This is a genomic window from Sorangium sp. So ce363, assembly GCF_051520435.1.
Taxonomy (GTDB): Bacteria; Myxococcota_A; Polyangia; order Polyangiales; family Polyangiaceae; genus Sorangium; species Sorangium cellulosum_B.
Genome location: NZ_CP150333.1, coordinates 5484178 through 5501520 on the forward strand (window position 1 = coordinate 5484178; position 17343 = coordinate 5501520).

Here is a 17343-nt window from a genome sequence, read left to right on the forward strand (position 1 = left end):
GCTTCCACGAGCGACCGCCGTGGAGTCACCCCGCAGCGGCCATCCGCACGACGCCGGCCCGCTCGGGCTCCCCGAGACGCTGGCCTCGACGGAGCAGCCGGCAGCGCATCGCGTCAGAACCCCTGCGAGACGACGCGCTCGATCGTGTGCGTCGAGATGTTGCCCGCGACGACCTCCGGATCTCGCAGCAGCGCCTGGTGCAGCGGGATGTTCGTGCGGATGCCGCCGATGATGAACTCGTCGAGCGCGCACCGGAGCCTGGCGATCGCCTCGGCCCGGTTCGCGCCGTGCGCGATCACCTTGGCCACCAGTGAATCGTAGGAGCTGGGAACGCGAAAACCGCCGTACACGCCGGAATCGACGCGGATCCCGACGCCGCCGGGCGAGTGATACTCCGTGATGAGGCCCGGCCACGGCACGAACGAGCGCGCATCCTCGGCGTTGATCCGGCACTCGATGGCATGGCCCCGGAAGCTCCAGGGCCGCGTGTCGGGCAGCGAGAGGCGCTCGCCTGCAGCGGCGAGGATCTGCTGCGCGACCAGATCGACGCCGGTCACCATCTCGGTGACGGGGTGCTCGACCTGGACCCGGGTGTTCATCTCCATGAAGAAGAGCTCGCCTCGCTCATCCATCAGGAACTCGAGCGTGCCCAGGCCGGTGTAGCCGGTCTCGAGGATCGCACCCCGGAGGATGTCGCCCATCCGGGAGCGCTTCTCGTTGTCCATCGCCGGGCTGGGCGACTCCTCCATCACCTTCTGGTGCCGGCGCTGGAGCGAGCACTCGCGCTCGCCGAGCGTCCACACGCCCCCGTGCTGATCCGCGAGCACCTGGAACTCGATGTGGCGCGGCGCCTCGACGTAGCGCTCGAGGTAGACGTCCGGGTTCTTGAAGCCGCTCAGGGCCTCCTGCGTCGCGATCTCGAACGAGCGCTGCACCTCGCTGGCCTCGCGGACGATGCGCATGCCCCTGCCCCCGCCGCCGCCGGAGGCCTTCAGGATCACCGGATAGCCGACGCGCTCGGCCTGCTCGGCCGCGTCCGCCGCGCTCTTGAGCACGCCCGTGCCGCTGAGCATGGGGATGCCGAAGCGCTTGGCGACCTCGCGCGCGGACACCTTGTCGCCCCAGGTCCGCATCGCCTCCGCGGTCGGCCCGATGAAGGTGAGGCGGCACTTCTTGCAAAGCTCGGCGAACTTCGCGTTCTCCGAGAGGAACCCGTAGCCTGGATGGATCGCGTCGGCGCCCGTGACCTCCGCCGCCGCGATGATCTGCGGGATGTTGAGGTAGCTCTTCGACGCCTCGGCCGGACCGACACACACGGCCTCGTCCGCGAACCGGACGTGCAGCGCCGCGGCGTCCGCCTCGGAGTGGATGGCTACCGTGCGGATGCCGAGCAGGCGGCAGGCGCGGATGACACGCATCGCGATCTCGCCGCGATTGGCGATCAGGATCTTCTGGAACACGGCACCCTCGCCCGGGCAGCGCTAGCTGCCCCGCACCTTGAAGAGACGCTGCCCAAACTCGACCGGCTTGCCGTTGTCGACAAGGATCTCGACGATCGTGCCCGGAGAGTCCGCCTCGATCTCGTTCATCAGCTTCATCGCCTCGATGATGCAGAGCGCCTGACCCACGCGGATCGCGCTGCCCACATCGACGAACGGGGGCGCATCGGGCGACGGCGATCGGTAGAACGTGCCGACGAACGGCGACGTCACATAGGAGATCCCCTCGTCGCTCGCCGCCGCCGGCGCGGCAGGGGCCGCTGGCGCGGGCGCGGGCGCGGGCGCGGCGGCCGGCGCCGCCGCGGGCGGCGCGACCGGCGCGCTGTGGATCTGGAAGGCGGCGGGCGCGAGATGCGGCGCCGCGCCCTGCGGGACAACGCCTCCGCGCGTGAGGCGAATGCGAACGTGTTCGTCCTCGAACTCGAAGTCGCTCACGTTGCGCTTCTCTAAGATGCGTACCAGCGCCCGCAACTGCTTGAGGTTGATGTTCATGGAAGGACGTTCGGCCATCGATGTTTGCCGCCTTTCAACCAGAGTGACGGCGCATGTTCAACCTCTTTCGTCGGATCGCAGCTTCTCCAGATGCCCGAGCAGCCCGATCAGCCCAAGGACGTACGAGCTCGGACCGAAACCCGCGACGCGCGCCATGCACGCAGGCGCGATGCGGGAGCGACGGCGGAACGGCTCACGGCCGTCCGGGTTGGAGATGTGCACCTCGACGGTAGGAAGCGCGCTCGCGCGGATCGCGTCATAGAGCGCGATGGAGGTGTGCGTGTACGCACCGGCGTTGAGGAGGATGCCGTGGAAGCCGCGATCGCCAGCGTGGCTGATCGCGGTCACGAGCTCTCCCTCGCAGTTCGATTGCATGCACGACACCGAGGCGCCGCGGGCCTTCGCGGCCTCCTCGACGGCGCGGTGAACGTCATCCAGCGTGGCCGTGCCGTAGATCGCTGGCTCGCGCTTGCCCAGTCGATCGAGGTTCGGCCCGGAGATGACCGAGATGCTGAAGCCGCTCAGGCGAGCTCCTTCAGCAGCACCGGCACCTTGGTGCGCAGGAGGTACCGGGCCTTGCCGATGTTCGCGTCGGGCGTCATCGAGAAGGCCACGAAGTACGAGTTGTTCACGACGCGGATCAGGGTCGTGACCTTCTCCGCCTGGATCGCGATCTCGGCGGCGTTGCCCGCGTCGAGCATCTCGGCGGCGCGCTGGATCGACTTCAACACGACGCTGAACTCCGCGCCGATGGTGGTGATGTCGAACGCGGCCCCCGGCTTGGAGTAGCTGTCGACCGGGATCCCCTCGAAATCCATGAGAAGGGTCGCGATGCCGCCCTCGGTGTTCTCTACGACTTCCTTCAGCACGGCCTGGAACATGCGCCGAGATTACCCAAGCGCGGCACGATCGGGAAAACAAACGAACCTGGCCCGGCATCTCGCGCCGCAGCCCGGGAGAGCCGGCGCTCCTCATCGTCGCCCGACCCGCTCGGCCTGGCCGCGCGCGGCCAGGCCGATGGCGACCGGGCGCGCGCGGCCAGGCCGATGGCAGACGGGCGCGCACGGCGTTGACGACAGATGGCACTGCGCGGCAGCGCCGCGAAAGCTCGTACCGGCCGCCTGCCATCGTGAACCAGCGCGACAGGCGCAACAGGCGCAACAGGCGCAACAGGCGCAACAGACGCAACAGACGCAACACGACGCGACAGGCGAAGCGCGGCGGAACGTTGGACCGGGCGGGCGCTTTGCCTCTTGCATCCTGGTCCCAGCCGGGCGATTCCCGCCCCTGGGGGCCCGCTCCAAAGCACGCCTTGACCCTCGTCCAGGCGAGCGGCTAACGTGCGGCCGTTCTTTCGCCTCGCGGCAAGGCCCGGAGGCGGATCCCACCGGCGCGTCTCGCCGGGGGGCCGACGTCAAACGTGGTCGGGAGCGGCGTGCGCCGTACCCGCCATCTCATCAAGAAAAACAAGGACGGCCCAACATCTATGCGTGCTCGAGCCGGGGATCCCCCCCGCACGATGCCCCAGAAGATCCTCGCCGGGCGGGCGACGGATCCTCAGCTGCGCGGTGATCTCGTCCAGGTCAAGGTCGACCAGGTGATCCTCTCCAGGGCGCCGTCGCGCGCGCTGGCCGAGGCCATCGCCACGGGCATGAAGAAGACGCCGGTCGAGGTCGCCGTCGCCTACGACGGCACCTGCGTGGCCGACGCGAGCTCGCTCGCGGATATCGACGAGGGCAGCCCGCACTCGGTGTCGCCCGAGTTCCCGACCTACAACATCCCGATCGCGCGGCCCGGCATCGGCTTCCCTGCGCCCGTTCACCTGGAGCGCTTCGCGGCGCCGGCGCGGCTCGCCCTCACGGACGACCCGCGCCTCACGACCGTCGGCGGCATCGGCATGCTGTCGCTCGTCGTCTCGCCGAGCCAGCTCGGGCAGGCGCTCGCCACGGGCTCGGTCTGGCTCCGGCCGCCCCGCAGCGTGCAGATCCACCTCTCGGGCAGGGTGCGGCCCTTCGTCTGCGCGCGGGACGTCGCCCTCGAGCTGCTCCGCAGGAACCTCGACGAGGTGGTGCGCCGCATCGAAGGCGAGCACCACGCGCCGGTGATCCTCGAGTTCGCCGGGCCGAGCGCGCGGCTCCTCTCCGTGGGCGACCGCGCGGTGCTCTGCGGCATCGCGCCGCAGGTCGGCGCGGCGGCGGCGCTGTTCGTGAGCGACGAGAAGACGGAGGTCTTCCTCCGCGATCAGCGCAGGTCGAAGGCCCACCGCGCGCTCGTGCCGGACCCGGGCGCGCCTTGCGAGGAGGTCGTCTCGATCGATCTCGGCACGGTCGATCCGCTCCTCATGGACGAGGAGGGCGTGGTCCGGCCCGTCCGCGATCTCGCCGGCAAGCCCGTGGCGCAGGTCGTCCTCGGGGGCGACTCCGGCGTGACGTTGCGCGACATGCTCGCGGCGGCGCTGCTGCTCAAGTCGAAGCGCGTCCCGTCGCGGCTCGACCTGCTCGTCGCGCCGCCGTCGCGGCAGGTGCTCGAGGTGCTCGCGCAGTCGGGCGCGCTCGTCGATCTCGTCGCGACGGGCGCACGCATCGTCGAGCCGGACAGGCGCGTCGTCACGTCGGAGATTTACCCGCCGCCGCCCGGCAGCCTCTCGCTGCGCACCGCGGATCCGGAGCCGCGCATCGCCGGGGCGCCGTCGTTCGTCGTGGCCTCGGCGGAGACCCTGGCCTACGCGGTGGCCACGGGCGCGGTCGGCGATCCGCGGTCGTTCAAACGTCCGGTGCGGGTGACGGTGCCGCGGGCGCTGCCGACCGACGACGTGCTGATCCTCCGCGACAAGAAGGGGGAGCAGGTGAGCACGAAGAAGCCGCCGCCAGCGCCCGCGGCAGTGCCGTGGAAGGGGCCGCTGACGCTCGACGTGCTCGCCGGCGTGCCGGAGGTGAACGGGCACGCGGCGGTCGGGGCGCGCGGGCGCGCCGCCCCTGCGCCGGTCGAGGCGCCCGCGGCGGCCGCCGCGGACCAGCAGGGGCAGGCCGCGCCCGCGGAGGCCAAGCCGGCCGGCGGCGTGGCGCTCGTCCTGTCGACGCTCGACGAGGTGCGGGCGGTCGCGGAGCGCGCAACCGATCTCTCGACGGTGCGCGCGGTGGTCGCGCCCTTCGTCCCGAGCACCGCGGTGTCGGCGTTCGCGAGCGAGGGGATCGCCACGTTCCTCGTCGGCACGGAGGCCCTCGGCAGCATCAAGGACCAGAAGAGCGTGGAGCTCCCCGCCCCCGCGCAGTGGGGCGATCGCGTCGCGGCGATCTTCGGGAGCGAGCGCGTCGAGGTGGCCTGGCTCGCGACCGGCATGGAGCGGAGCTGGACCCACGCAGGCACCGTGCGGCAGCCGCCCAGCGCGGGCAAACCAGCGAGGTAGCCGGGCCGAGATCCCGGTGGCGAGGCCGCCTCCCACAGGAGCGGGGAGCCGCCTTCCACCGGGAACCGGGGAGCCGGACAGCAGCGCTCAGGGAGCCGCGCGCACGGGGGCCAGCGGAGCGAGGAGCTTGATCTCGTTCGTGAGATCGCGGAAGCGGATCTGCTGCTCGTTGATCTGCATCTCGAGGACGATGACGCGCTTCGTGATCTCGTCGAGGCGCGCCGACGCCTTCGCGAGCCGATCCGTGAGGTCGCGGCGGAGCTCGTCGGCGGTCTTGTTCTTCTCGATGGCCCTGAGGTTCTGGCGGAGCTCGTGGCTCTGCTGCTCGAGGCGCTGCTGCTCGGCGAGGATCCTGTCGCGCTCGTCGATCGCCGGGCGGAGCTTGCCCCGGATGTCCCAGGCCTGACCGAGCTGCTTGGCCACGGCCGCGTCGGCGCGCGGGTCCTTCAGGTAGCCTTGCACCGCGTCGTCGGCGAGCTGGTCGAGCCAGTCGATCTGCTGCCGGAAGAGCCGCCGCTCGTCGACGTCGAGCACCGCCGTCCCCCGGCGCGGCACGTCGATCGGCACGAGCGCGCTGCCCGTGCCGACGTTGTCCTCCGTGCCCTTCGGGGGCGCGTGCAGGCGCGTCCCGTGCAAGCGGGGGTGCTTCACGAGCGTCCTCGCCGCGAGGTCGGCGCCGTTGCGGACGGCGTACTTCGTGTGCGTGACCCAGTCGCGCTCGATCTCGAGCGCGCCGCCCTCGATCTTCGCGATGCGCGCGCCCTCCGCGCTCTCCTCGCGCGTCGTGTCGACGGCGAGGCCCCGCTCCAGCGCGAACGGCACCGTCGTCGTGGCCCCCGGCGGCAGCGGCTCGACCATGCCCTGGCCCAGGAACGCGCCGTTCTCGAAGACGGCGATGGGGCCGCGCTCCAGCAGCCCCTTCGTGTCGTTCGTGAAGCGCGCCACCCGGAACGGGTGTGAGCTCGACGCGGGCACGCCGCCGTCGGGCGCGAACAGGAAGATCGACTCGCCGGGCACCTGCCTGGCCAGGAGCAGGACCATCGTCGCGCTCTTGTCGGGGATGTCGACCGGGAACGGGATATCGTAGCGGGTCGTGCCCGCCTCCATCGCGACCGCGGCGAGGGCGCTCATGTTGCGCGGCGGAGAGGGGTTCATCGCCATGCGCGGCGGCGCCGGCGCCGCCGCCGGCGCTGACTGCTTCCACTGGGGCCCCGCGTGTTGCCCGCCGGCGCGCGTGTCTTCGCGATTGTTCAGCCTCACGCTCGGCTTCGCGGCGGGGACCGTGGCAACCGCTGCCCGCCTCGCGGACCGCAGCCTGCCGCCGCCGCCCTTCTCCATTTCGGGCTCGGCCTCGTCTGCGGACGCGTACTCCTCGGCGGCGTCGCCCGGCGCCATGGGCGCCGGCGCGACGGGCGGCGGTGGCGGCGGCGCGGCCTCGGTGGCCAGCGTCGTTTCGCTCGTCGGCACGGACGCGATCACCTCGCCCTGATCGCTGACGACAGGGCGCGGCGGGATCGCCGCCTGGTCGAGCGTCGCCTGGAACGCGAGCGGCGCGCCCGCCACGAGCGACAGCTTCACCCCCTTCCAGTCCTCGCCCGAGAGGTTCTGCACGATGCCCCACGCCTGGAGGTGCGCCTGCTTCGAGTCCGCGCGCGGCGCTGCGCCCTGCGCCCCGCCCGCCCCCATCACGAGCCGGTACGACGGCCTCCACACCGGCGTCTCCGCCACGTAGCCGATCACGAGATCGTGCTCCCGCCCGTCGAGGGTGAGCTTGACCGTCTCGTGGTCGTCGTCGCGCTCCTTCGCCGCCGCCGCGCCCTTGTCCTTCGGCGGCGGCACGGTCGTCACCTCGGGCCCAGGCTCCGGCGGGGCCTCGTCCTCGCCAGATCCGTCGTCGACCTCGACAGGGAACGACGCGCTCCGGACGCTGCTGCCGCCGGCCTCGATGACCGCGAGCGTCGCGAGGAAGTCGCCGACCTTCTCCTTGCGGATCCGGAAGGTCACCTGATCGGCGTCGATGAGCCCTCGGCGCTCGAAATACGCGACGCCGTTCCTGTAGATGACCACGCGCCGCAGCGCGAGCCCCGAGGCGTCTATATCGGGGCCACGCGCGCAACCGGCGAGCAGCGTGAGAGCGAGGAGCAGGCCGGAGCCCGCTCGCGCGACGTCGTACCGTCTCATGAATGTCCCTGGGTTTCGCTTGCGTCAGCTGTCGGAGGGCGCCGTCGAGGCGCGACGCCAGTCGGGCGGCAGGTCGAGAAAGCCCTCGTTGCAGAGGAACTCGTAGAGCCCCTCACAGACCTCGCCGCAGATCATGCTGAAGAGGTGGGGATCGGTGATGAAGAGGATCGTCTCGTCGCGCTCGGCGCCCGCGGTGTCGGCGAGCTGGGCGACCAGCTCGTCCTCGGCGTAGCCGACGAGCATCACCATGAGGTGGCGCTCGAACGCGGCGCGGAAGCGAGGGAACGCCTCGCTCGTCAGCTTGTACGCGTACGCCCTGCCCTCGAACGTACGCGCGTCCTGCACGACCCGCGCGGAGATCTCGCCGAGGCTCTGGGCGAGCTGCACGCTGAAGAAGTCGACGAGCACGGCGTGGACCACCGAGACGATGCGCCTGAGCTCGCTGGATCGGCGCGCGAGGAAGGCGTCCTGCATGTCCTTCGTCAGCTTCGCGAGCAGCTCGAACGACTGCTCCCGCGCGTCCTCCGACGCGAACTCGAAGCCGTCGAGCTCGGCCTCGATCCGGTTCTTGTAGCGGGTCAGCACGTAGAAGAGCGCCTGCTCGCCGTGGTGGATCACCTTCGGCGCGCCGTCGCGGCCGCGCGTCTTCTCGTGGAGCTCGGACTGGAAGAACAGGCGGGCGAGGTTCCTGTGGATCTTCTTGAGCCGCCGCTCGACGAGCAGCGAGATGCCGTCCTCGCGGATGACCCGCTCGAGCAGGGCGCAGAGCGTCTTCTCGTGCGCGTCACGGATCGCGTCGCGGTTCTTCGCCCCGCGATCCCCGGCGCCCGCCGACGCCTGGATCACCTTCAGCTGGGCGACGACCTGCGCGGTGACCGCGTCGAGCTCGGGGTTGGTCTCGAGATCGGCGCGGTAGTGGACGATGCGGGCCTGCATCTGCTCCTCGAGCAGGCCGAGCGCCATCTCGGTGATGTGGTCCTTCAGCGCCTGGCTGACGTGCTCGCCGACGCGCCGCGGCGCGTCGGGCGGGAGCGGCCTCGGCGGCTCGTGCGCCGGCCTCCCCCCCGGTTGCGATCGGCCCGAGGGCGGCAGCGGCGGAGGGTTCCGAGGGACCGGGGCCATGACCCGACAGCATAGCGGAACTCGCCCGTGGTGTGCGGTTTTGGCGGAGCGGCGCGAGTCGGAGTAAGACGGCGGCCATGCACGCGGCCATGCACACGCTCGCTTCACCCATGCGCGCCTGGGGACCGGAAGGCCCACGGGCGCCGTCCTCGCCGGCCCTCTCGTCCATGGCGCCCCCGCGCCTGGCCCGCCGTCGCCTCGCGGCGGCGCTCGCGCTCACGCTCGCCAGCGCCGGGGCGGGCTGCTCTCGCGACGGCGACGGCCAGCCACCGCCCGCGCGCACGCCGGAGCCCGCGGCACGGCAGGAGCCCGCGGCGGTGGCGCCGGCCGCCACGGCAGAGAGCGCCGGGACGACCGCCGCGACGGACAGGAAGGACGGCACCGCCGGGGCGCCGACAGGGCAGCGCGAGAGGTTGAACGTCCTCGTGGTCTCGATCGACAGCCTGCGCGCGGACATGCCGTGGAACGGTTACGAACGCGACATCGCGCCCGTGCTCACCGCGTTCGAGAAGAAGTCCGTCAGCTACACGCGCCACTACGCGATCTCGTCGTACACCTCGATGAGCGTCGGCGGCTTCCTCGCCGGCCGGTACCCGAGCGAGGTCGATCGCAGCGGCTACTTCTTCGGCAACTACCCCGACAGCGTCCTCATGTTCCCGGAGCTCCTGCAGAGGGCCGGGGTGCGGACGATGAGCGCGCACGCGCACTTCTACTTCGACCAGAAGGCGGGCTTCCGTCAGGGCTTCGACGTGTACGAGATCGTGCCGGGGCTCTCGGCCGACAACACGACCGACCGGAACGTCACGAGCCCGGGGCACCTCGAGCTCGCGATGAAGATGCTCTCCGACAAGGCGAACACCTCGGGCACCTTCTTCGCGTACTTCCATTTCCTCGATCCGCACGACGTGTACATGACGCACGAGGGGATCCCGACGTTCGGCAAGCGCGCCCGCGACAAGTACGACGGGGAGGTCAGGTTCACCGACATGCACGTCGGCAAGCTGCTGGACTTCGTCGCGCAGCAGCCGTGGGCCAAGGACACGGCGATCATCGTGACCGCGGACCACGGCGAGGCGTTCGGCGAGCACAAGATGTTCCGCCACGGCTTCGAGGTGTGGGACGTGCTCACCCACGTGCCGCTGATGATCCAGGCGCCCGGGATCACCCCGCGCCGGATCGACGTGCCTCGCAGCTCGATCGACCTGGCGCCGACGATCCTGGAGCTGACCGGCGCGCCGGCAGAGCCGTCCTTCCCGGGCAAGAGCCTGGTGCCCGAGCTCCACGGCGCGACGCCGGAGCCGCGCGACGTCATCGTCGATCTTCCGCGCACGAGCGACAACGACCGGCGCAGGGCGCTCATCCACGGGCAGTACAAGCTCATCGCGTACGGCGACGACGACGCGTTCGACCTCTTCGACCTCGTCGCGGATCCGGGGGAGACGAAGGATCTCAAGCGAACGCAGGCGCCGGTCTTCGAGGAGATGAAGGCGCTCTACAAGGAGCGCTCCGCGGCCATCAAGGACGTGTGCCCGAAGAACACGGCGAAGCTCAAGGGGAAGAAGAGCAACAAGCGGTGCTAGCGCGCGGAGCGGAGCGCCGCGCGCTGGCACCGCCGAGGGCCAGCGCTAGCGCGCCGTCGGGGCGACGGTGAGCGTCAGGACGTCGTCCTCGCCCGCCTCGATCCCGGCGCGCGCCACGAGGCGGGCGCCTTCGCACTCGAGGTGGAGCACGACGGGCGCCACCGCCTGGCGGCCGCACGACGGATCGCCCGAGACGCGCGCCGCAAAGGCGCTGCGCGCGAGCTCGACCGCCAGGGCGATGCCTCCGATGCGGCCCATCGCGTCGTCCGGGGCGACCTCGCGCGCCGAGCGCGCCTCCTCGAGGCGCGTGAAGAGCGCAGGCCCGCGGATCGCGACCTCGATCGGGCGGCCCGACGCGTCCTCGAGGACGGCGACCTCGATCTCCGCCTGCCGGGGCGCGCTCTCGCCCTCGGCCGTCACGACGAACCAGAGCGGGATCCGCTTCGCGCAGACCGCTGCGCCCGGGCCGGCGCGCTCGTCGGCGGGCGCGCAGCGGGGAGGCGGCAGCGCCAGGCTGAACGGGACGATCACCTCCGCCGGCGCCTCTGCGAGGGGCCGCCCCCAGGCCCGCCTGTCCAGGAACCGGCGCAGCCACGCGGTGACCTCCTCGCCGACCCGCGCGCGATCCGCGCGCTGCGTCGCGAGCTGCGCCTCCGTCTCCTGAGCGGCGCGCGAGAGGACGTCGCCGGCGCTGCGCTCGCGGACGAGCTCGCGCAGCCGGTGGGTCGCCTCATCGCGGAACGCGCCCCTGGGCAACGTCGCGAGGTACGCGGTGAGGCCCGCGGCCGTCCTGCGCTTCGCTGCGTAATAGATCGGCTCGGCCCGCGTGAGGTACGCGCGCACCTCGCCGGCGAAGGCCCCGCGCGGATGGCGCTCCAGGTAGGCCGACGCCGCCGAGAGCCGCCCCTCGAGGGTCCTCGACACGCGCGTCGCCCGGTACGCCGCGTAGTCGTCGTAGCTCGCCAGGAGCGCCGGCTTCGAGGCGCACCCGGACAGGACCGCGACGAGCGCCGCGAACGAGAAGTTCCGAGCGGAAGTCGCAAGGCGTCGGCGGGAAGCGACTGCGCCACGCCCGCTCATGGCGCCTCTTCCAGTGGGCAAAAATTGCACTCGGTCGGGGTCGACGCGCCTTCGTCGGCCATGTGGCCGCGGTACTCGTCGCAGCTCGTGAACTTGAGCTTGTGCAGGCACACCTCGCCGTCGTGGACCAGCGGATAGCAGCCGGCCGGGAGCTCCGGCGCAGCCTCGAAGGCGCAGGCGGCGTCGCAGGCGCGCGTGCGCAGGCCGCACTCGTCGCACCGGGCGCAGTCGATCTGCGCCTTCAGGGCGAAGAACTTGTAGGGGTCGAGCTCCTCCGGCGCCTGCCCGCAGCTGCCGATGTCGCCGACCACCGGCGCGATGCCCACGAAGAGCAGCAGCGCCGCCACGCCGGCGATCTCCTTCGCCCGGGGGCGCCCGCCTCGACGCTCGCGCTCCGGCAAGCTCATGGCAGGAGCTCGTGATCGATCATGAGCCCGAGCTGCGCCGAGACGACGGGGTAGACGGTGTACGCCGCGTCGTACGTCGCGGCGCCATAGAAGAGATCCCCGACGATCTCGCCCGAGAGCGCGACGCCCGCGAGCAGGGAATACCCTAGCCCCAGGGCGAGCTCGCCTCCGACGTTCACGTCGGGCTCGATCAGGATCGCCGCCCCGAGCCGCCCGTACCCGAGCACACGCGAGAGGCCGCGGTAAGCGACGAAGTAGCTCGGCGTGAGCGACTCCTGCGGGACGCCGCCGACGGCGACCGAGAAGCGCAGCGCCCCGCCGTGCTGAACGCCGTCGGCCGGCCCCAGCGCGAGCGCGACCCCGAGATCGAGGTACCCCGCGGTGAGCGAGAGCGACTCCGCCGTCTCGCCGAGCTGCGTCTGCAGGCGGTAGGGGTTGTTGAACCGGATCCCCTTCCCCATCGCGACGGTCGACACGACCCGCCCCGCCGTCCCCGGTGGCCGCGCGAGCGCGCGGTACGCATCGAGCTCGGCGCCGCCGCGATCCTCGCCGGGCAGCGGCGCCGCAGCCCCCTCGGCGCCGCGGTCTGCGGCGGGCTGGGCCGCGGCGGCGCGCCCCGAGGATGCCCCGAGCAGAACCGCCACCAGCGCGAGCCCGGTCCGGAGTTCCAGCATGGCCACGAGCCTTCTACCCCGAGGCAGCGCCCGCTGGCACGCTCAATTGCGTCCCGGCCGCGCGCCGCGCGAGCCTCTCCGCGGCATCGCCGCCCGGCGACGGCGGCGACGGCGCCGCGCGCCTCCGGCACGGCGCTCGCCTCCGCTGCGTATCCGCCCGCTTCACCTGCGGACCGGACCCTGCATGGTGAGACCACCGTGAGCAATTCAAGCACCCGAGGCAGGCAAGGCACCGCCGCACAGCCGTCGGCGCTGCGCGCGCCGCGCGCCAGCACGACGCGGCGTCGAGAACGAGAAGATCCCAGCGAACCGGGAAGGCCGCTCAAGCCGGCCCATGAAGCCGCGATGTGGGCCGGCGCGGGCGAGCTGGACGAGCCGTTCGTCGACATGCTCGACGCCGCAGCGGCGCCGCCGCTGCGGGGCAAGGTGAACCCGCGCAGCGAGATCAGCGACGTGATCCCGACGCTCGACGACGAGGTCCGCGGCTACCACCACCACCCGAACGACGCCGGCAGCACCGAGTTCGAGGTGAACCCCGACGCCGCCGACGCCGCCGCCGATCTGGCGAGCGACCTCGGAGCGGAGTTCCTGGAAGGCGCGACGAGGGGCCAGGACGTCAGCGACGTCGTGATGTCGCACGACGACGACGACGGCGATCTGCCCTATCTCCTGGAAGACGAGGACGTCGAGTCCGTAGAGCCGGACGCCGAAGCAGAGGACGAGCAACCGGTGACCCAGCGGATGCGGCGGCACGCGGGCTGACAGGCAGCGCGCGCCGTGCGTGACGGCGCGAGGTCGCGGTGCGCCGTCACGCACGGCGCGCGACGAGGTCTGGCCCGGTCACGCCTGACCGAGCACGGGCAGCTCCGCCACCACCTCTCCGTCGATGCGGATGAAGGCCAGCAGGCCTTCGTCCTCGTAGGCCAGCACATCGAGCACGATCCGCTCGCACAGCGGCAGCACGTACAGCGCTCCGTCGTCCGCCATCACCGTCATGGATCGCACAGGTGCGCTCGCCGTGGGCAGCGTCTCTGTGGTCCGTCGTCGCGCATCCATGTCGCTTGAGCTCCCAGGCTTGAATCGAGCTCCGGCCACCGCCGGCGCCGCGAGGCTAGAGGGCCTGCCCGTCATCTCACCAAGCGCCTTCCATGCCACGACGTTGGCGCAGCAGCGCCGGAGCCCGCGGCGTTCCACGGCGACATATGGCTTTCGCCCTGGCCCGCGCCGCTGCGTCGCTGCGGCTCAGCCGCAAGCGGCGCCGCTCCCCGCCCGCAGCGGAGCGCGGCGCGCCCGGAGCACCGCAACACCGCGATTTCGAGCCGTCTCCGGCCTCGCCGACGGCCGAGGCACGCAGGCGTTCAGCCCGCCCGCGCGCGGTCATCGCGGTCTTCGCGCCGTTCCGGCGTCCGGCGCCGATGCCGCGGACAGGACCTTTCGCGCGAGCTTGGAAACGCCGATATCCAGCGCGCCCGGATCGAGCCACGCCGCCTTCTCGTAGGGGGAGGCAAGCTTTGCCCGGAAGCGCCAGGGGGCCGCCACCTCGGCGCGCGCCACCGTCACGTCGAGGCGCCGGTGCGTGAGGATGTGGCGCACGCGGCCGACCTCGCGGAGCGCCGCGTCACGCGCAACGCCCACGAGCTCCAGGAGCGCGCGGGCGTCCGCGAGCGAGCGCGCCTCGACCATGGGCGGCTCCCAGAGCCCGCCGAAGAGACCTCCCTCGGCGCGCCGGACGAAGAGCACGCGATCGCCTGACCGCACCACGGCGGCGACCATCGCGACCGCCGGGACGTCGCGTTTCGGGGCGATCACCGGCAGCTCCGCCTGCCGCCCCGTGGCGCGCGCGACGCACGAGCCGTCGACGGGGCAGGCATCGCAGCGGGGATTCCGGGGCGTGCACACGGTGGCGCCGAGCTCCATCAAGGCCTGGTTGAAGCGTCCGGGATGGACGCTGTCCGCCGAGCCCCGCACGAGGCGTTCGGCCGTGGACCAGAGCTTGCGCGTGCCCGAGGCGCTGCGGATGTCGTCGTCGATGCCCTCGATGCGGGAGAGCACCCGGGCGACGTTGCCGTCGACGAGCGGCACCGGCTGATCGTACGCGATGCTCGCGATCGCGCCCGCGGTGTACGCGCCGACGCCGGGCAGGGCGAGCAGCGCGGAGACGTCGCGAGGGAGCGCGCCGTCGTGGCGCGCGGTCACCTCGCGCGCGGCGAGGTGAAGCACGCGGGCGCGGCGGTAGTAACCGAGGCCGCTCCAGAGCGAGAGCACGTCATCGATCTCGGCGGAGGCCAGGGCGAAGACCGTCGGGTAGCGGGCGAGGAAGCGCTCGTAGTACGGGATCACCGTCTCGACGCGGGTCTGCTGGAGCATCACCTCGCTCAGCCAGATCGCGTAGGGGTCGCGCGTCCGCCGCCACGGCAGGTCGCGCGCAACGCGGCCGAACCAGGCCTCGAGGGCGGCCGCGATCTCCCGGTCGCGCTCGCCTGGGTCCGGCGCTGCGGGCGGAGGGGCGCCAGCGCCCTGCTCACCGGACGAGGCGCGGCGGCGCGGGGAGCGCTGCCGCGCCTGATCATCCTCGCCCGCGCTCGCACGGCTGCGCGCGGGTTGCTGGTCTGCGCTCGCACGGCTGCGCGCGGGTTGCTGGTCTGCGCTCGCACGGCTGCGCGCGGGCGGCCGGGACGTCGTGCTCACGCGCGAAAGGCCCTGCCTCTGCGCTGTCCACGCGGATCACCGAGGTCGCACGGATCGCTGAGGTTGCGCGGCTGCCGCTCGCGGTGCTCAGAAAACGCTTCCATCGCGCGGGACTCTAGCGCAAGAGCCGACCGCGGTGTCGTCCCGGCGCCCCTGCCCACCCCAGCTGCTCCCTCGGGCAGCGCGCCTCTGCGCCGCGCTGCTCCTCGGGCTCGTCGCGCCTGGGTGCCGCGACGAGCCGCGCCCCTGGGAGGGCAAGCCAGGCCCCGCGGTCGTGCTCTCGGCAGCGCCGCCGCACCCAGCCGCGACGATCGGGACCGGCGGGCTCGCGGACGTCGACGCGGGACAGGGCGATGGCGACGCCGGAGGGCGCACGGATCTCGATCTGCCGGTCCTCCCGGTGCGCGTCGGCGGTCCCTGGGTACGCTGCTATGGGAACTTCAGGATCAGCGGTGATCCGCTGAAGGACGTGACGCGCCTGTCGCTGCTCTGCGGCCCGGAGAACGGCATGCGCCGGATCTCGCCGAAGCCTATCGAAGGGCAGGTGGCCGAAGGCGGCGCGATCGTCACGGAGAAGCTGCAGGCGGTCCGGGGCGCATGTTACCGGGTGTTCGCCGTCGGCGGACCGGGGGTCCTCAACCTGGACGTCGCCGTGCGGAGCAGCCGCGGGGCGATGATCGCCAGCGACGGCACCGAGGACGCATGGCCGATCGTCCAGCCGGATCGGCCCTTCTGCCCGCTCGAGGACGACAACGCCACCGTGGAGATCAGCGCCCGCCGCGGCAGTGGCCGGTTCGCAGCGGAGGTCTGGATGCTGAAATCCTACAAACGAGCGCGCCAAGGCGACGCCGGCACGGAAGCGGAAGCAGAAGCGGGAGAGGACGAGACGTACGAAATGAACAACGAGACGGACGCCTACGAGGAGCTCTGAGCTGGCACCGCCTCGACCATCGCCCGATCCACGGACATCGCGGGCGCCACGGTTTCCGTCCGGGTCACTGCAGTGTCCGCTGCCGAGAGATCGAAGGCAGAGCTCTCTCGTCTGCCGGACGCGCGCGAAAGGCTCCCCATCGTCATCAAAATCCGGCAGATCCATGGACCATGGCGCGACGCCGGCACCCTGCACGCACCCCTGCATTGACGTGGCCGCCCCGTCCCGCTAGGGGAGCCCGAGCCATGGCCGACGACACCGAGCCGCTCCGCGAGGACGAAGGGGACAAGGTGGAAGGCGAAGGCGAGAAGAAACGCCTCTTCGAGCGCGCTATCCCGGAGATCTTCAAGCGCGTGGTCGAGCGGGCCGTCGAGAGCGGCATCGACAAGCTCAGCGAGGGGCCCGAGAACCTCCGACACTTCGTGGGCGACCTCAAGCTGCCCAAAGAGGTCCTCCACTACCTCTATACCCAGATCGACGAGACCAAGAACGGTCTCTACCGGGTCGTCGCGAAGGAGATCCGGGATGTGCTCGAGCACACCCAGTTCGCGGACGAAATCACGAAGGTGCTGACGAAGCTCTCCTTCGAGATCAAGACCGAGATCCGCTTCATTCCCAACGAAGCGGCCAAGAGAGACGACAGCCAGGACGAGCCGAGGACCGGGTTGCCGAAGCCGGAGGTCACCGCTCAGGTGAACGTCAAAGACCGAAGCAAAGAGACCGGGCGAGACCGGCGCCGTGAGGAGAAGTGACGACGAAAAAGCTTAGGACGGGCGGAGAAGTCGACGCCTGGTGCACCAAGTGCCGCCTCGATCTTACCCATCGGATCATCGCGATGGTCGGCGACGTGGTGAAGAAGGTCGAGTGCAAGACATGCATGTCGCACCACCTCTACCGCCAGCCGAAGAGCGAACGGGAAAACCGCGCGGCGGCGCGCGCCTCCGCTCGGAGCAGCAGCGAGCCGCGGGCGGCGTCGAGCTCGCCGCGCGGCGGCGCGGAGCGCCTCACGGCCGCCCAGCGCGCCGAGCGCGATCAGACGCTCGCGTGGGAGCGCGCCATCGCGGGGAAGCCGTCCGGGGCGTTCAAGCCGTACCGCGTCACGCTGACCTTCGGCGAGGGCGAGCTGATCCACCACAGCAAGTTCGGCGACGGCGTGGTCGCGAAGGTCATCGATCGGGGCAAGATCGAGATCCTGTTCAAGGATGGCCCTCGGACGATGGCGCACGGGCAGCCGTAACGAGCGCCGCCGCGCTCGCTCGAAGCCCGAAACTTGGGGCTGCCCG

The 17343-nt window shown here is 71.6% G+C and carries 17 protein-coding genes; 6 read left to right on the plus strand and 11 right to left on the minus strand.

Going from position 1 to position 17343, the window contains the following annotated elements:
• Positions 1–113: 113 nt before the first annotated feature.
• The 4 genes from accC to WMF12_RS20875 are packed head-to-tail and all read right to left on the minus strand — an operon-like array spanning position 114 to position 2872.
• A complete protein-coding gene (gene accC, locus WMF12_RS20860; RefSeq protein WP_437747373.1) occupies positions 114–1460 on the minus strand; it encodes an acetyl-CoA carboxylase biotin carboxylase subunit in 1347 nt (448 codons plus the stop codon).
• A gap of 21 nt (positions 1461–1481) precedes the next feature.
• Positions 1482–1991, minus strand: a complete 510-nt coding sequence (accB, locus tag WMF12_RS20865; RefSeq protein ID WP_437873268.1) for an acetyl-CoA carboxylase biotin carboxyl carrier protein — start codon at positions 1989–1991, stop codon at positions 1482–1484.
• A gap of 57 nt (positions 1992–2048) precedes the next feature.
• A complete protein-coding gene (locus tag WMF12_RS20870; RefSeq protein WP_437748006.1) occupies positions 2049–2516 on the minus strand; it encodes a type II 3-dehydroquinate dehydratase in 468 nt (155 codons plus the stop codon).
• The gene (locus tag WMF12_RS20875; RefSeq protein WP_012236555.1) at positions 2513–2872 is read right to left on the minus strand and encodes a roadblock/LC7 domain-containing protein; all 360 of its coding nucleotides are present in this window, start codon (positions 2870–2872) and stop codon (positions 2513–2515) included. The genes WMF12_RS20870 and WMF12_RS20875 overlap by 4 nt, the downstream gene beginning before the upstream one ends.
• Positions 2873–3510: 638 nt before the next feature.
• On the opposite strand from WMF12_RS20875, the gene WMF12_RS20880 reads away from it, so the two are divergent.
• A complete protein-coding gene (locus WMF12_RS20880) occupies positions 3511–5397 on the plus strand; it encodes an aconitase family protein (protein WP_437873269.1) in 1887 nt (628 codons plus the stop codon).
• 87 nt (positions 5398–5484) lie between these two features.
• On the opposite strand, the gene WMF12_RS20885 is transcribed toward WMF12_RS20880, so the two are convergent.
• Both WMF12_RS20885 and WMF12_RS20890 read right to left on the minus strand, forming a co-directional pair.
• Entirely contained in the window at positions 5485–7578 is a 2094-nt protein-coding gene (locus WMF12_RS20885) for a hypothetical protein (protein WP_437873270.1), read from the minus strand.
• 24 nt (positions 7579–7602) lie between these two features.
• Positions 7603–8700, minus strand: coding sequence for a hypothetical protein (locus WMF12_RS20890; protein WP_437873271.1), 1098 nt, complete (start codon positions 8698–8700; stop codon positions 7603–7605).
• 77 nt (positions 8701–8777) lie between these two features.
• Here WMF12_RS20890 and WMF12_RS20895 point away from each other — a divergent pair, with 77 nt between their 5' ends.
• Positions 8778–10280: a sulfatase gene (locus WMF12_RS20895; protein ID WP_437873272.1), complete on the plus strand. Its 1503-nt coding sequence runs from the start codon at positions 8778–8780 to the stop codon at positions 10278–10280.
• Between the two features lie 45 nt (positions 10281–10325).
• On the opposite strand, the gene WMF12_RS20900 is transcribed toward WMF12_RS20895, so the two are convergent.
• Genes WMF12_RS20900 through WMF12_RS20910 form a run of 3 tightly spaced genes read right to left on the minus strand, consistent with a single transcriptional unit; the run spans position 10326 to position 12441 of the window.
• Positions 10326–11360 (minus strand): hypothetical protein, encoded by a 1035-nt coding sequence (locus WMF12_RS20900; RefSeq protein ID WP_437873273.1) that lies wholly within the window; start codon positions 11358–11360, stop codon positions 10326–10328.
• Entirely contained in the window at positions 11357–11767 is a 411-nt protein-coding gene (locus tag WMF12_RS20905) for a hypothetical protein (protein ID WP_437873274.1), read from the minus strand. The genes WMF12_RS20900 and WMF12_RS20905 overlap by 4 nt, the downstream gene beginning before the upstream one ends.
• Complete coding sequence (locus WMF12_RS20910) at positions 11764–12441, minus strand: hypothetical protein (protein ID WP_437554491.1); 678 nt, start codon at positions 12439–12441, stop codon at positions 11764–11766. Before WMF12_RS20910 ends, WMF12_RS20905 begins: the two co-directional genes overlap by 4 nt.
• 198 nt (positions 12442–12639) lie before the next feature.
• Here WMF12_RS20910 and WMF12_RS20915 point away from each other — a divergent pair, with 198 nt between their 5' ends.
• On the plus strand, positions 12640–13203 hold the full coding sequence (locus WMF12_RS20915; RefSeq protein WP_437873275.1) for a hypothetical protein: 564 nt from the start codon (positions 12640–12642) through the stop codon (positions 13201–13203).
• A 78-nt stretch (positions 13204–13281) separates the two neighbouring features.
• On the opposite strand, the gene WMF12_RS20920 is transcribed toward WMF12_RS20915, so the two are convergent.
• Complete coding sequence (locus WMF12_RS20920; protein ID WP_020736650.1) at positions 13282–13437, minus strand: hypothetical protein; 156 nt, start codon at positions 13435–13437, stop codon at positions 13282–13284.
• Positions 13438–13818: 381 nt separating this feature from the next.
• On the minus strand, positions 13819–15129 hold the full coding sequence (mutY, locus tag WMF12_RS20925) for an A/G-specific adenine glycosylase (protein ID WP_437873276.1): 1311 nt from the start codon (positions 15127–15129) through the stop codon (positions 13819–13821).
• A 136-nt stretch (positions 15130–15265) separates the two neighbouring features.
• Here mutY and WMF12_RS20930 point away from each other — a divergent pair, with 136 nt between their 5' ends.
• The 3 genes from WMF12_RS20930 to WMF12_RS20940 all read left to right on the plus strand — a co-directional run bounded on the left by WMF12_RS20930 (position 15266) and on the right by WMF12_RS20940 (position 17297).
• Positions 15266–16060, plus strand: coding sequence for a hypothetical protein (locus WMF12_RS20930; protein ID WP_437873277.1), 795 nt, complete (start codon positions 15266–15268; stop codon positions 16058–16060).
• Positions 16061–16305: 245 nt separating this feature from the next.
• A complete protein-coding gene (locus WMF12_RS20935; RefSeq protein ID WP_012236567.1) occupies positions 16306–16812 on the plus strand; it encodes a hypothetical protein in 507 nt (168 codons plus the stop codon).
• A complete protein-coding gene (locus tag WMF12_RS20940; protein WP_437873278.1) occupies positions 16809–17297 on the plus strand; it encodes a hypothetical protein in 489 nt (162 codons plus the stop codon). The genes WMF12_RS20935 and WMF12_RS20940 overlap by 4 nt, the downstream gene beginning before the upstream one ends.
• The last annotated feature ends 46 nt before the right edge of the window (positions 17298–17343 follow it).